The sequence below is a fragment of the Lentzea sp. DG1S-22 genome, assembly GCF_036321065.1.
GTDB lineage: Bacteria > Actinomycetota > Actinomycetes > Mycobacteriales > Pseudonocardiaceae > Lentzea > Lentzea jiangxiensis.
In genome coordinates this window covers 5172073-5185191 of record NZ_CP143276.1, presented here as the reverse complement: position 1 = coordinate 5185191, position 13119 = coordinate 5172073, and the positions used below count along the sequence as shown (strand labels likewise).

Annotated in this window: 11 protein-coding genes; 9 read left to right on the top strand and 2 right to left on the bottom strand. The window is 69.1% G+C overall.

Annotated elements, in window-relative coordinates:
• The first annotated feature begins 6 nt into the window (after positions 1 to 6).
• Positions 7 to 780 (top strand): (deoxy)nucleoside triphosphate pyrophosphohydrolase, encoded by a 774-nt coding sequence (locus V1227_RS23900; RefSeq protein ID WP_329787765.1) that lies wholly within the window; start codon positions 7 to 9, stop codon positions 778 to 780.
• Here the strand turns inward: V1227_RS23900 and trpS are convergent.
• The gene (trpS, locus tag V1227_RS23895; protein ID WP_329787764.1) at positions 773 to 1696 is read right to left on the bottom strand and encodes a tryptophan--tRNA ligase; all 924 of its coding nucleotides are present in this window, start codon (positions 1694 to 1696) and stop codon (positions 773 to 775) included. The two genes, V1227_RS23900 and trpS, sit on opposite strands and share 8 nt — an antisense overlap.
• 178 nt (positions 1697 to 1874) lie before the next feature.
• On the opposite strand from trpS, the gene V1227_RS23890 reads away from it, so the two are divergent.
• The gene (locus V1227_RS23890) at positions 1875 to 2177 is read left to right on the top strand and encodes a YciI family protein (RefSeq protein ID WP_236220340.1); all 303 of its coding nucleotides are present in this window, start codon (positions 1875 to 1877) and stop codon (positions 2175 to 2177) included.
• Positions 2178 to 2515: 338 nt separating this feature from the next.
• Here the strand turns inward: V1227_RS23890 and V1227_RS23885 are convergent, their stop codons facing one another.
• Complete coding sequence (locus tag V1227_RS23885) at positions 2516 to 2671, bottom strand: hypothetical protein (protein ID WP_176959914.1); 156 nt, start codon at positions 2669 to 2671, stop codon at positions 2516 to 2518.
• Between the two features lie 165 nt (positions 2672 to 2836).
• Here V1227_RS23885 and typA point away from each other — a divergent pair, with 165 nt between their 5' ends.
• The 7 genes from typA (at position 2837) to V1227_RS23850 (ending at position 13092) form a co-directional block, all read left to right on the top strand.
• Positions 2837 to 4732 carry a translational GTPase TypA gene (typA, locus tag V1227_RS23880; protein WP_329787763.1) on the top strand — a complete coding sequence of 632 codons (1896 nt, stop codon included), beginning with the start codon at positions 2837 to 2839 and terminating at the stop codon, positions 4730 to 4732.
• 450 nt (positions 4733 to 5182) lie between these two features.
• The gene (locus tag V1227_RS23875; RefSeq protein WP_329787762.1) at positions 5183 to 6844 is read left to right on the top strand and encodes an ABC transporter family substrate-binding protein; all 1662 of its coding nucleotides are present in this window, start codon (positions 5183 to 5185) and stop codon (positions 6842 to 6844) included.
• Between the two features lie 301 nt (positions 6845 to 7145).
• Positions 7146 to 8924 (top strand): ABC transporter family substrate-binding protein, encoded by a 1779-nt coding sequence (locus V1227_RS23870; RefSeq protein WP_329787761.1) that lies wholly within the window; start codon positions 7146 to 7148, stop codon positions 8922 to 8924.
• 92 nt (positions 8925 to 9016) lie between these two features.
• Entirely contained in the window at positions 9017 to 10015 is a 999-nt protein-coding gene (locus tag V1227_RS23865; RefSeq protein WP_236220336.1) for an ABC transporter permease, read from the top strand.
• A complete protein-coding gene (locus V1227_RS23860) occupies positions 10008 to 10940 on the top strand; it encodes an ABC transporter permease (RefSeq protein ID WP_240010735.1) in 933 nt (310 codons plus the stop codon). Before V1227_RS23865 ends, V1227_RS23860 begins: the two co-directional genes overlap by 8 nt.
• The gene (locus tag V1227_RS23855) at positions 10940 to 12103 is read left to right on the top strand and encodes an ABC transporter ATP-binding protein (RefSeq protein WP_329787760.1); all 1164 of its coding nucleotides are present in this window, start codon (positions 10940 to 10942) and stop codon (positions 12101 to 12103) included. The genes V1227_RS23860 and V1227_RS23855 overlap by 1 nt, the downstream gene beginning before the upstream one ends.
• Positions 12100 to 13092, top strand: coding sequence for an ABC transporter ATP-binding protein (locus V1227_RS23850; protein ID WP_329787759.1), 993 nt, complete (start codon positions 12100 to 12102; stop codon positions 13090 to 13092). The genes V1227_RS23855 and V1227_RS23850 overlap by 4 nt, the downstream gene beginning before the upstream one ends.
• Positions 13093 to 13119: the final 27 nt, after the last annotated feature.

Sequence of the window (13119 nt, the reverse complement as noted above, 5' to 3'; positions counted from 1 at the left end):
GCTCGGGTGCCAGAGTTGCGAGCGTCGGCACTGGTCGACGCGCCTGTTTCGGTCGTCGCGGGTGCCCTGCTGGACACCTCGCTGATCACCGGGTTCGGTGTCCGGGTCCCGGGACCCCTGCTGTGTGCGGGGGACGAGCTCACCGGGCCGTTCGGGGTCCGGCTGACGGTGACGCGCGCCGACCTGTCCGGGGTGTCGGCCGCGGGTGACTTCCTGGAGCTGCACACGGACCTCGTGGTCACCGGCGCGGGGACGATGGTGGTCGACCGGGTCGGGTGGACCTCCGTGCGCGGTGTCGTCGGGCGGTTCGCGGACATGACGGTCGGGCGCGGGACGGCGTTGCGGGTGCTGGAGAAGCGCTCGGCGTTGCTGGCGCGGCGGTGCGCGGAGCTGCGTTCCGCCCGTGTCGTCGTCGGTGCCGCGATCGTCCGGGGTGGACGGTTGCTCGCGCAGCAGCGGTCGTTCCCGGAAAGCCATGCGGGGCAGTGGGAACTGCCCGGCGGCCGGGTCGAGCCCGGTGAGAAGCCCGTGGACGCGCTGGTGCGGGAGTGCGTGGAGGAGCTGGGGGTTCCGGTCGTCGTGGGCGACCAGGTCGGGCCGGACGTGCCGTTGAAGCGCGACCTGGTGCTGCGGATCTTCTCGGCCGAGCTCGCCGGCGGTGAGCCGGAAGCGTTGGAGCACAACGCCGTCCGCTGGGTCACCGCCGGCGAGCTGCCCGGTCTTCCCTGGCTGCCCGCCGACAGGGTGCTGGTGCCGGCCCTTCAGCAGCTCCTCAACTGAGCCCGGACAGGCGCAAGGCCGCGTTCAGCCGGTGCTGGGCTCGTTCCCGCGCCCGGTCGGCGCCCGCCGCCCGGATCCGGTCCAGCTCGGCGGGATCGGCGAGGAGCTCGAGGGTGCGGGCGCGCACGGGCCGCAGTTCCTCGATCACCGCCTCCGCCACCACGTCCTTGAGCTCGGAGAACCTGCTCGTGTAGTCCTCGGGCTCCTTGCCGGTGCAGGAGGCGAGGACCTCGACGAGGTTCGCGATGCCCTCGGTCGACGAGACGGCCCTGCGGACCTTGCGCCGCACCAGGTCCGGCTCGTCGAGCACGAAGACGACGCCCGTGGAGCTCTGGGCCGACTTGTCCATCTTGCGCGCCGGGTCCGAGAGGTCCTTGATGCGCGCCCCGACCTTCGGCACCACCGCCGTCGGCACGATGAACGCGTCGCCGTAGGCGTGGTTGAACCGCCGGGCGAGCGCACGGGCCAGTTCGACGTGCTGGAGCTGGTCCTCGCCGACCGGCACCTCCGCGGTGCCCTGCAGCAGGATGTCCGCCGCCATCAGCACCGGGTAGGTGAGCAGGCTCAGCCGCACCGACTCGCGGCCGAGCGACTTCTCCTTGAACTGGATCATCCGCGCGGCCTCGCCGTAGGTGCAGGTGCACTCCAGGACCCAGTTGAGCGCCCCCAGCTCGCGGATGAGGTCGCTCTGCACGCACACGCTGGCCGGGTCGATGCCGGACGCGACGAGCACCGCGAGCTGCTCGCGCGTCATGGATCGCAGGCGTTGCGGGTTGTGCGACGACGTCATCGCGTGCAGGTCGCTGATGAAGTACACGTCCTCCTCGGTGCCCTCCCGCGCCCACGTCCGCAGCGCGCCGAGGTAGTTGCCCAGGTGGACCTGGCCGGAGGGGGTGATGGCCGAGAGCCGGATCATGATCGGTCCTTCCGTCGGAGGACCGCCCGTCGGGAACGCAACGAAAAAGCCGCCCCTCGGGGCGGCCCGTGTGTCGCGTCAGTGGTGTCTGCGCGCTGCTACTCCGGCCGCCTGGAAGCGGCCCGCCAGAAGGCGTTGAGGATGCGCACGATCCCGAGTATAGGTCTACCGTCAACGCATGTTCATCGTGCTGCTGAAGTACGCCGCGCCACTGGAACAGATCGACTACGCCCTCCCCGACCACCGCGAGTGGGTCGAGAAGCAGTACGAGCGGGGCCTCTTCCTCGCTTCGGGGCGTCAGGTGCCGAGGACGGGCGGCGTGATCATCACGCGCCCCATGCCCCGGGGCAAGCTCGAGGCCCTGCTCGCCACGGACCCGTGGGCCGAGCAGAAGCTCGTGAACTACGAGATCTGCGAGTTCGAGGCGACCAGGACGGCGCCCGAGCTCTCGAAGCTGAACGAAGCCGTGCTGCAGGGCTAGCGCCGCTTCGGGGGAAGCCACTCGATCGCCGCCGTGAGCGCGTCCTCGACGACCACGTGCGGGGTGATCGGGTCGTTGCCGTGCGCCCGGTCCGGCGAACCTGCCCAGCTCGCCGTTGCCGCGCAGGTCGGCCACGCAGCCCCGTGGGCCCAGGACGCACGCTCGGCCGTGACCAGGTGGGTGTGCGGGGTGCCGAGTGCGGCGATGACGCCCCGGACCGCCTCGCCGGGGTCGCCGGTGGCGTGAGCTTGAGCACGTCGTGCGGGCCGATCGGCCCTCGCGCTCCCGGTCGAGTGGCGCTGGAGGTGGCCTGGCGCCCTGCCGACGTACCTCGGGTCTCAAGCGGCTTTCTTCAGCGCCTTCTTGGCGGCCTTCTCGGCCTTCTTCGCCGCCTTCTTCCTGGCCTTGTCGCGTTCCTCGAGCAGGAAGGGAACCGGGCAGCGCTTGCACCGGGGCTTCGACCGGCAGCACTTCTTCTTGAGCTTTTTACCCACTGGTTGAACTCCACTCCGCCGCGTATCGCTAGAGTAGGTGAGGCTCACTTCACTGGCACTCTTGTGTGGTAATGGCGACGCAGCCGGTAGTATCAAAAGCGGCCCTGCGCATCGAAGTGTCCGGCGCGAGCCCCTCCAACGCCTTCGAAGCTCTAGGAGTTCTGCGTGCCCACGGCCACCGCGTCTGTCCTTCAGACGCGCACTGACCTGCGAAATGTCGCGATCGTCGCGCACGTCGACCACGGCAAGACCACCCTGGTCGACGCCATGCTGCGCCAGTCCGGCGCCTTCTCCGCGCGTGCCGAGCTCGTCGACCGGGTCATGGACTCGGGCGAGCTCGAGCGCGAGAAGGGCATCACGATCCTCGCCAAGAACACGGCTGTGCGCAGGCACACGCCGGACGGCGACGTGATCATCAACGTCGTCGACACCCCCGGCCACGCCGACTTCGGCGGCGAGGTCGAGCGCGCGCTGTCCATGGTCGACGGCGTCGTCCTGCTCGTCGACGCGTCCGAGGGCCCGCTGCCCCAGACGCGCTTCGTGCTCCGCAAGACCCTGGCCGCCGGCCTGCCGGTGATCCTGCTGGTCAACAAGGTCGACCGCCCCGACGCCCGGATCTCCGAGGTCGTCGAGGAGGCCCACGACCTGCTGCTCGACCTCGCGACCGAGGTCGGCGCCGACGAGTCCGTGCTGGACCTGCCGGTCGTCTACGCCTCCGCGCGCGCCGGTCGCGCGTCGCTCACCCAGCCCGAGGACGGCGGCCTGCCGGACGAGGAGAACCTCGACACCCTGTTCCAGGTGCTGCTCGAGCACATCCCCGCCCCCCGCGTCGACATCGACGGCCCGCTCCAGGCGCTGGTCACGAACCTCGACGCCTCGACGTTCCTCGGCCGCATCGCGCTGTGCCGCATCCACCGGGGCACGCTGCGCAAGGGCGAGACCGTGGCGTGGTGCCGCGAGGACGGCGAGCCCGTCAAGGTCCGCATCACCGAGCTGCTGATCACCGAGGCGCTCGACCGCCAGCCGGCCGAGCTCGCCCGCGCCGGTGACCTGGTCGCCATCGCCGGCATCCCGGACATCACCATCGGCGACACGCTCGCCGACGCCGAGAACCCGGTCGCGCTGCCCCGCATCACGGTCGACGAGCCCGCGATCTCGATGACCGTCGGTGTGAACACCTCGCCGCTGGCCGGCCGCAACGGCGGCACCAAGCTCACCGCCCGCATGCTCAAGGCGCGCCTCGACTCGGAGCTCATCGGCAACGTGTCCGTGCGCGTCCTCCCGACCGAGCGCCCGGACACCTGGGAGGTGCAGGGCCGCGGTGAGCTGGCGCTGGCCATCCTGGTCGAGCAGATGCGCCGCGAGGGCTTCGAGCTGACCGTCGGCAAGCCCCAGGTCGTCACCCGCACCGTCGACGGCAAGATCCACGAGCCGTTCGAGCGCCTGTCCGTCGACTGCCCCGAGGAGCACCTCGGCGCCGTCACCCAGCTCCTCGCGAACCGCAAGGGCCGCATGGAGAACATGTCGGGCCACGGCACCGGCCGCATCAAGCTCGACTACGTGGTCCCGTCGCGTGGCCTCATCGGCTTCCGCACGGAGTTCCTCACCGAGACCCGCGGCACCGGCATCGCGAACGCCGTCTCCGAGGGCTACGGCCCGTGGGCGGGCGAGATCCGCACCCGCCACAACGGCTCCCTGGTGGCCGACCGCGCCGGCTCCATCACCGCCTACGCGATGATCCAGCTGGCCGACCGCGGCACCTTCTTCGTCGAGCCGGGCGCCGACGCCTACGAGGGCATGGTCGTGGGCGAGAACCCGCGCGCCGAGGACCTCGACGTCAACGTCTGCCGCGAGAAGAAGCTCACGAACATGCGCTCCTCCACCGCGGACGTGATGGAGACCCTGGCCCGCCCCCGCAAGCTCTCGCTGGAGGAGGCGCTGGAGTTCTGCGCCTCCGACGAGTGCGTGGAGGTGGCCCCGGAGGTCGTCCGCGTCCGCAAGGTCACCCTGGACGCGAACCTGCGAGGCCGCGAGCGCTCGCGCCTGAAGCAGCGCGGCTGACCGCCTGCTGTTGAACTGACGCAATGCCGCGAAGGGCGGCCGGGCCACGAGCCCGGCCGCCCTTCGTCGTGTCCGGGGTCGGTTGGGCGGTTCGGAGGGTGGCGGTCGCCGAGCCGTCCGAGTCAACACCGCCTGAGCAGCGGTGATGGCGCAACCACGACGGCCCCGATCGCAATCGTCGCGAAGCGGCGATGACTCAACCACGCGCGATACAGGGCCCAAGGCGACCACCACAAAAAGGTGACAACGCCGCAAGGCGACCACCCCGCTGGAACAGGCACCAGCCACCGCAACCCAGCCCACGCACAACCGAACCACCCACCAGGGTGAGCCGTACTACCCACCGTGCGAGCAACCCCCCAACCACCCCCCACGTCCCACCAAGTGGCGAGGGTGACAAAAGCCGGGTTGCCCGAACGCCACCACCATCCTTCTGGCAGTGTGAGGACCATGAGGCGTCTCGGGGGAGTGCTGGTCGCGGCCGTCCTGTGCGGCACCGCGGCGGCGTGCACGAACGCGCCGCCTCCGCCCCTGGTCCCGAAGACCGAAGCACCTGTGATCACCACGACGGGGCCGAAGGTCACGGAGATCGTGGTCGGCGTGGACGACGTGGCGGGCGGTTACAACCCGCACTCGCTGGCCGCGCAGAGTCCCATCACCACGGCGCTCAGCTCCCTGCTGCTCCCGAGCCCTTTCCGGCCGGGCAACGACGGTGCGCCGCAGCTCGACCGGAACCTCATGGTCAGCGCGAAGGTCACCAAGGCCGAGCCGTTCACCGTCACCTACACGATCCGCAAGGACGCCAGCTGGTCCGACAGCGCGCCCATCGCCGCCGAGGACTTCTACTACCTGTGGCAGCGTATGCGCGCCGAACCCGGAGTTGTGGATCCGGCGGGTTACCGGCTCATCAACAACATCAGCGCGCGTGAGGGCGGCAAGGTCGTCGAGGTCGCCTTCGGCAAGCCGTTCCCGGGGTGGCGGAGCCTGTTCTCGAACCTGCTGCCGGCGCACCTGCTCAAGGACGCGCCCGGCACGTGGTCGAACGTGCTCGCGACCGGGTTCCCGGCCACGGCGGGGCCGTTCCAGGTGCGCAGCCTCGACGAGCCGCGCGGGGAGGTCGTGCTCGAGCGCAGCGACCGGTACTGGGAGGTGCCGACGACGCTCGACCGGGTCGTGATCCGCCGGGCCACGCACAGCGCCATGGCCGAGTCGCTGTCCAAAGGCGACAACCAGGCCGCGTTGCTGCGGGCCGACGCCGCCGACGTGAACCTGCTGCAGGGCATCAAGGACCTCACGACGAAGCCGGTGCCGCGCAACGAGGTCGTGCAGGTGTTGCTGCGGCCCGTGAGCGAGCAGCTCGGGGACGTGAACGTGCGCAAGGCGGTCGTGGCGGCGCTCGACCGGGAGGCGCTCATCGCCTTCGGGACGCAGAGCGGGCCCAGCGCCCAGTTCCGGGCCGACTCCTACGTGGTGCCGCCGAGCCGCACCGGGTACAGGAAGACCATCACCGCCAACACCCTCGACGCCGCCGCGAGCGAGCAGCTGCTGACCGCGGCCGGGTACTCGAAGACCGGTGGCGGGTGGCAGAAGGCGGGCAAGGCGCTCAAGCTCCGGATCGTCGCGCCGGAGAAGGCCGAGCCGTACGTCTCCATCGCGAACCGGATCAAGGCGCAGCTGCAGGAGCGCGGGATCGACTCCGAGGTCCTCACGCCGACCGCCGAGGACCTCTACAGCAAGCAGCTGGTCGAGTCGAACGTCGACATCGCTGTCGTGCCGAGGGTCGACGCCGGTGACTCGGCGGCGGCGCTGGCGAGCTCGTACGGGTGCGCCGGTGACGCTCCGGACGGGGCGACGCCGAACCCGCGCAACCCCGCGGGCTTCTGCGACCCGGCGATCCAGGCCGACCTCGAGGCCGCCCTCAACGGCAAGGTGCTGCTGTCGGACGTGCTCGCGAGGGTCGAGCCGGTGATCGCCGCCCAGGCCGTGTCGGTGCCTCTTTTCCAGGTCGTCGATCTGCTCGGTGTGCTCCCCACGGTTTCGGGAGTCGACGCCGGGGCACCCTTGGCGGGCGTGCTCAGCGGTGCACCCGAATGGCGGCGTCTCGACAGGTAGCGGGCGCCCCGGAAATCCGTTGCGCAAGCCCATCTCGCGTTGCTACGTTCGGCCGCCGTCGTTGACAGAATTCCGCGTGCCCGGTCAACGAACGCTTCCGCCCGGTAATCGGGCCATTGCGGCCTGCTACAACCTGTTTCCATTGGGTCACGATCACCCTCCCAGGTAGTGACCGCCGCCTCAACGGGTTTCTACCGTGCTGCCCACGATGTGCCGGTTCGGGGCGCGTATGGCACATCTCGGTTATGGGCGTGCAGGCCGACCAGGCCGCAGCCGCCCAGTGCTAGGAGGGCACGTGTCGATGAGGAGAACCAAAGCACTGCCGGCGATCGCGCTGGTGGCCAGCGCGTCTCTCGTGCTGAGTGCCTGTGGCGGCGGTGGAGGGACCAACGACGCCGACGGCAAGGACGCCACCGTCGCGGAGATGGCGACCGCCCGCGGTGAGTCCGCGGACGGCTACACCGCGCCGGATACGAAGCAGAGCGACCAGGTCGTCGTGTCGACCGACAAGCCGTTCACCTCGTACAACAACGCGACGGAGGACGCCAACCAGTCCTACAACACGTTCGCGCTGACGTTGGTGCAGCCTGGCGCGCACATCCTGAACGGCAACAACAAGGTCATCCTGAACAAGGACGTGATGGAGTCGATCGAGGTCACCTCGAAGTCTCCGCAGGTCGTGACCTGGAAGCTGAAGAAGGGCGTCACCTGGTCCGACGGCGAGGCCTGGGACTGCGACGACTTCTACATGGCGTGGTTCGCGCAGAGCAACTCGTCCAAGAAGGCCGACGGCGGCAAGTTCTTCAAGCCGGCCAGCACCACCGGGTACGACCTGTCGACCGGCGAGTGCAAGGACGACCAGACGTTCGTCGGCACGTTCTCCTCCCCGTACCCGGACTACGAGGACATGTTCAACACCGACGTCCTCCCGGCGCACGTCCTCGAGAAGAACGCCGGCATCGCCGACGTCACCAAGCTCACCAAGGACAGCCCGGCCGCCGACCTGCAGAAGGCCGCGGACTTCTGGAACGAGAAGTGGAACGGCTTCACCAAGGACCTCATGCCCGGCGCGGGTTCCTACATGCTGACCGGCTTCGAGCCGAACCAGTCGGTGACGCTGGAGCGCAACCCGAAGTGGATCGGCAAGCCCGGTGGTCCCGCCAAGATCGTCCTGAAGGCGATCCCGGACCCCGTCGCGCAGGCGCAGGCGCTGGAGAACGGTGAGCTCGCCGTCAACTCCTTCGCGCAGCCGGACGCGAACGCGGCCACCAAGCTCAAGGGCCTCAACGCCCAGGGTGTCACGTTCGGCTCGGGCCCCGGCCTGTCGTTCGAGCACCTCGACATCCAGATGAAGCACCCGGTGCTGTCGAAGGAGGAGATCCGCAAGGCCTTCTTCATGTGCATCAAGCGCCAGGACATCATCGACAAGCTGATCAGCGAGGTCCAGGCCGACGCGAAGCCGATGGGCAGCCTGGTCTTCTTCCCGACCGACGAGGGCTACAAGGACGTCTACGGCGACAAGGCCAAGGGCGACCCGGCCGAGGCCAAGAAGATCCTCACCGAGGCGGGCTGGACGCAGGGTGCCGACGGCGTGTTCGCGAAGGACGGCGTGCGCGCCTCCTTCCGGATCAGCCACACCGACATCCCGCGCCGCAAGCAGACCGTCGAGCTGATCCAGGGCCAGTGCAAGGAAGCCGGCATCGAGGTCAAGGACGACACCGACCCGAACTTCCTCGACGAGCGCGTCTCCGCCGGTGACTACGACGTCGCCCTGTTCGCGTGGTCCAGCTCGCCGTTCAAGGGCGGCAAGAAGTCGATCTACGAGACCGGCGGTGGCCAGAACTGGCAGAACCTCAGCGTGCCGAAGGCCGACGAGGCCATGAAGCAGGCGGTCTCGCAGACGTCGATCTCCGACTCGCTCAAGTACTGGGCGGAGGCCGACGCGGCGCTGGCCGGCGCGTACGGTTCGCTGCCGCTGTTCCAGATGCCGAACATGTGGGCCTTCAAGGGGCTCGACCGGGTGTACTTCCAGAGCTACTTCGGCGCGCTGTGGAACGCCAACGAGTGGCAGACCAAGTAATCGCCATAGCTGAAGTGCGCAACGCCTGACCGGGCGGGGCCGGACCACGAGTCCGGCCCCGCCCGAGCGGGTTGCCCCCTAGGGAGCTCGTCGTGATCCGCTACATCATCCGGCGCCTGCTGATCTCGGTACCCATCCTGCTGATCGGCAGCTTCGCCTGTTACGTCCTCGTCGCCACCGCCGGAAACCCCTTGGCGGAGATGCGGTTCCGGCCCGGTGTCACCGAAGCCGACCTCAAGGCCGCCGAGGCGGCACTCGGCCTGGACCAGCCCGTCGTCGTCCGCTACTGGAACTGGCTCACCGACTTCGTGTCCGGTGACTGGGGCCAGAGCATCGCTCTCGGCCAGGCCAAGACGGCTGTCTACCCCGCCGTCACGGACGCGCTGTGGACCACCGGCAGGCTCGTCATCGGTGCCGAACTCCTCGCCCTCACCCTGGGCGTCGCGGTCGGCGTGCTCGCCGCCGTGCGCCAGTACTCGATCTTCGACTACCTCGCCACCAGCACCGCGTTCCTCATGTTCTCGATGCCGATCTTCTGCGTCGCGGTCATCGTGAAGAACTACGGCATCCAGTTCAACAACGTCCTGGAGTCGATGGGGCTGGACCGCTGGCTCACCACCGCGGGTCCCCGGCCGGGCGGCTTCAGCGGCAGCTTCGGCGAGGTGATCTTCAAGTACACCGGCACGTTCCTGCTGCCGACCGTCGCGCTGATGCTGATCAGCTTCGCCGCCTACAGCCGGTTCGAACGGGCCTCCATGCTGGAGATCCTGCACTCCGACTTCGTGCGCACCGCGCGGGCGAAGGGCATCTCGCAGAGCCGGGTGATCTTCCGCCACGCCTTCCGCAACGCGCTGATCCCCGTCGCCACCCTGTTCTCGCTGAACTTCGGTGCCGTGCTGTCCGGCGCGATCATCACCGAGACCGTGTTCGGCTGGGCCGGCATGGGCACGCTGCTCGTGAACTCCGTGCGGCAGTTCGACCCGCCGATGCTGATGGGCTGGCTCGCCGTCACGGCGACCCTGATCGTGCTGTTCAACCTGATCGCCGACGTCGTGTACGGCATCCTCGACCCCAGGATTCGCCTTGGCTAACATCAACTTGGCGTCCGAGGGCGGCGTGGTGAACAGCGCTCCCGAGGCCGACTCCCACGAGTTCGACGCCACCAAGACCCGCACCCAGGGCCAGCTCGTCCTGCGGCGCTTCCTCCGCCACCGGCTCGCCATGGTGAGCCTCGGCGTCTTCGTCTTCCTCGTGCTGTTCGCGTTCGTCGGTCCGTTCATCTGGACCTACGACTACGAGGACGTGACCAGCAAGTCCTACCAGCCGATGAGCGGCGCCCACCCGCTCGGCACCACCCAGGTCGGCAAGGACATGCTCGCGCTGCTCATGCGCGGCACCGGGTACTCGCTGCAGATCGCGTTGATCGTGGCCGCGCTGGCGACCGCGATCGGTGTGACCTTCGGTGCCCTGGCCGGGTACCTGCGCGGCTTCGTCGACACGGCGCTGATGCGCCTGGTCGACCTGCTGCTGATCATCCCGCAGATCGCGGTCGCCGCGATCGTCGTGAAGGGCTTCTCCGGCAGCTGGTACGTCGTCGCGCTGGTGCTCGCCGCCTTCGCCTGGATGCAGATCGCCCGCATCACGCGCGGTGAGACGCTTTCCCTGGCGCAGCGGGAGTTCGTCGAGGCCGCACGGGCCTGCGGCGCCAGCACCCCGCGCATCATCTTCAAGCACCTCGTGCCGAACATGATCGGCAGCATCACGGTGAACGCCACGCTGGCGATCGCCGCCGCGGTCCTCACCGAGGCAGCGCTGTCGTTCCTGGGCCTGGGCGTCCAGCCGCCGGACACGTCGCTCGGCGTGATCGTGCTGGAGAACTACGGGCAGTTCCTGAACCGGCCGTGGCTGTTCTGGGGTCCGTTCATCGTGCTCGTGTCGCTCTCCCTCGCCGTCAACTTCATCGGTGACGGCCTGCGCGACGCGTTCGACCCGAGGCAGACGAAGGTGCGTGCCTGATGTCCACTGTTCCCGCACTCTCGGAGGACTTCCTGCCCTCCGGCGCCACCGCACCGCTGCTCTCGGTCAGGGACCTCTCGGTGACGTTCCCGACCGACGACGGCGACGTCCGCGCCGTGCGCAACGTCTCGTTCGACCTCAACTCCGGCGACGTGCTCGGCATCGTGGGCGAGTCGGGCTCCGGCAAGTCCGTGTCCTCCATGGCGATCATGGGCCTGCTGCCCAAGAACGCCCTCATCGAGGGTTCCATCCGCTACCGCGGTGAGGAGCTGAACGGCCGCACCTACAAGCAGATGCAGCCGTTCCGCAGCAAGCACATCTCGATGATCTTCCAGGACCCGATGACGTCGCTGAACCCGGTCTACACCGTGGGGTGGCAGCTCGCCGAGACCTACCGCGCGCACCACGACGTCTCCAAGAAGGCGGCGTGGGCCAAGGCGGTCGAGGCGCTCGAGCTGGTCGGCATCCCGCAGCCGGACAAGCGCGCGGCGCAGTACCCGCACGAGTTCTCCGGCGGCATGCGCCAGCGCGTCGTCATCGCGATGGCGATCATCAACGACCCGAGCGTGATCATCGCCGACGAGCCGACCACCGCGCTCGACGTGACGGTGCAGGCGCAGATCCTCGACACCATGCTGCGCATCCAGTCCGAGACCGACGCGGCGATCATCATGATCACGCACGACCTCGGCGTGGTCGCGGGCATGGTCAACCGCGTGCAGGTGATGTACGGCGGCACCGTGGTCGAGTCCGGCCCGGTCGACGACGTCTTCGAACGGCCGCGGATGCCCTACACCGTGGGACTTCTCGGCTCCGTGCCGAACCCGTCCACGCTGGGCAAGCGGCTCACCCCGATCAAGGGCGCGCCGCCCTCGCTCGTGAACCTGCCGACCGGCTGCTCGTTCTCCCCGCGCTGCCCCCTCGTCGCCGACGTGTGCCACGAGTGGGAGCCGGAGCTCGAGGAGGCCGGCGCGCCGAACCACCGGACGCGGTGCCACCGCTGGGAGCACCTGGCGACGATCGAGCAGCCGCAGAGGCTGTTCCTGCACGACGAGATCGGCACGGTGGAGAACCCGGCGGCGTTCGCCGCCGCCAACCCCGACGAGTCCCTCGAGGTGACCGCCGTGCACGGGTCTTTGGTGACCGATGAGGAGGCGAAGTGACCGCGCCGTTGCTGGAGGTCACCGACCTCGTCAAGGAGTTCCCGGTGCGCGGCAAGGGGATCATCCCGCGCAACACCGGCACGGTGCAGGCCGTGTCAGGTGTGTCGTTCACGCTGCACCCCGGTGAGACGCTCGGCCTCGTCGGCGAGTCCGGCTGCGGCAAGTCCACGACCGGGCGCGCGATCCTGCAGCTGCACAAGCCGACCTCGGGCTCGGTGAAGTTCGACGGGCGCGAGCTCACGTCGATGAGCAACAAGCAGCTGCGGCCGTTGCGCAAGGACATCCAGATCGTCTTCCAGGACCCGTACGCGTCGCTGAACCCCAAGTGGCAGGTCAACGACATCATCGCGGAGCCGCTGCAGATCCACGGCGTCGAAGGCGGCGTGCAGCGGCGGGTCAACGAGCTGATGGAGCTCGTGGGCCTCAACCCCGAGCACCGCGCCCGCTACCCGCACGAGTTCTCCGGCGGTCAGCGCCAGCGCATCGGCATCGCCCGCGCGCTCGCGCTGAACCCGCGGTTCCTGGTGCTGGACGAGCCGGTGTCCGCATTGGACGTCTCGGTGCAGGCCGGTGTCGTGAACCTGCTGGAGGAGCTGCAGGAACGGCTCGGGCTCGCGTACCTGTTCGTCGCGCACGACCTCTCGGTGGTGCGGCACATCTCGGACCGCGTCGCGGTGATGTACCTCGGCAAGATCATCGAGATGGGCGACCGCGAGGCCATCTACACCAAGCCGATGCACCCGTACACGCAGGCCTTGCTCTCGGCCGTGCCGATGCCCGACCCCAAGGCGGAGCGGCAGCGCCAGCGGATCGTGCTGACCGGTGACGTGCCGTCGCCCGTCAACCCGCCGTCGGGGTGCCGCTTCCGCACGCGGTGCTGGAAGGCGCAGGACCTCTGCGCCACCGAGGAACCGAAGCTGGAAAGGCGTGGTGGGCCGGACGGAACGTTGTCCGCCTGCCACTTCGCGGAGGAACGTGCGGTCGTATAACGGTTTCCGCTGACCAACGAGAGCCTC

Bases quoted from the DNA above. Each gene is read 5' to 3' on its own strand.
- V1227_RS23855 (WP_329787760.1), top strand. From the start codon at position 10,940: ATGTCCACTGTTCCCGCACTCTCGGAGGACTTCCTGCCCTCCGGCGCC.
- V1227_RS23890 (WP_236220340.1), top strand. From the start codon at position 1,875: ATGTTCATCGTGCTGCTGAAGTACGCCGCGCCACTGGAACAGATCGAC.
- trpS (WP_329787764.1), bottom strand. From the start codon at position 1,696: ATGATCCGGCTCTCGGCCATCACCCCCTCCGGCCAGGTCCACCTGGGC.
- V1227_RS23870 (WP_329787761.1), top strand. From the start codon at position 7,146: ATGAGGAGAACCAAAGCACTGCCGGCGATCGCGCTGGTGGCCAGCGCG.
- V1227_RS23875 (WP_329787762.1), top strand. From the start codon at position 5,183: ATGAGGCGTCTCGGGGGAGTGCTGGTCGCGGCCGTCCTGTGCGGCACC.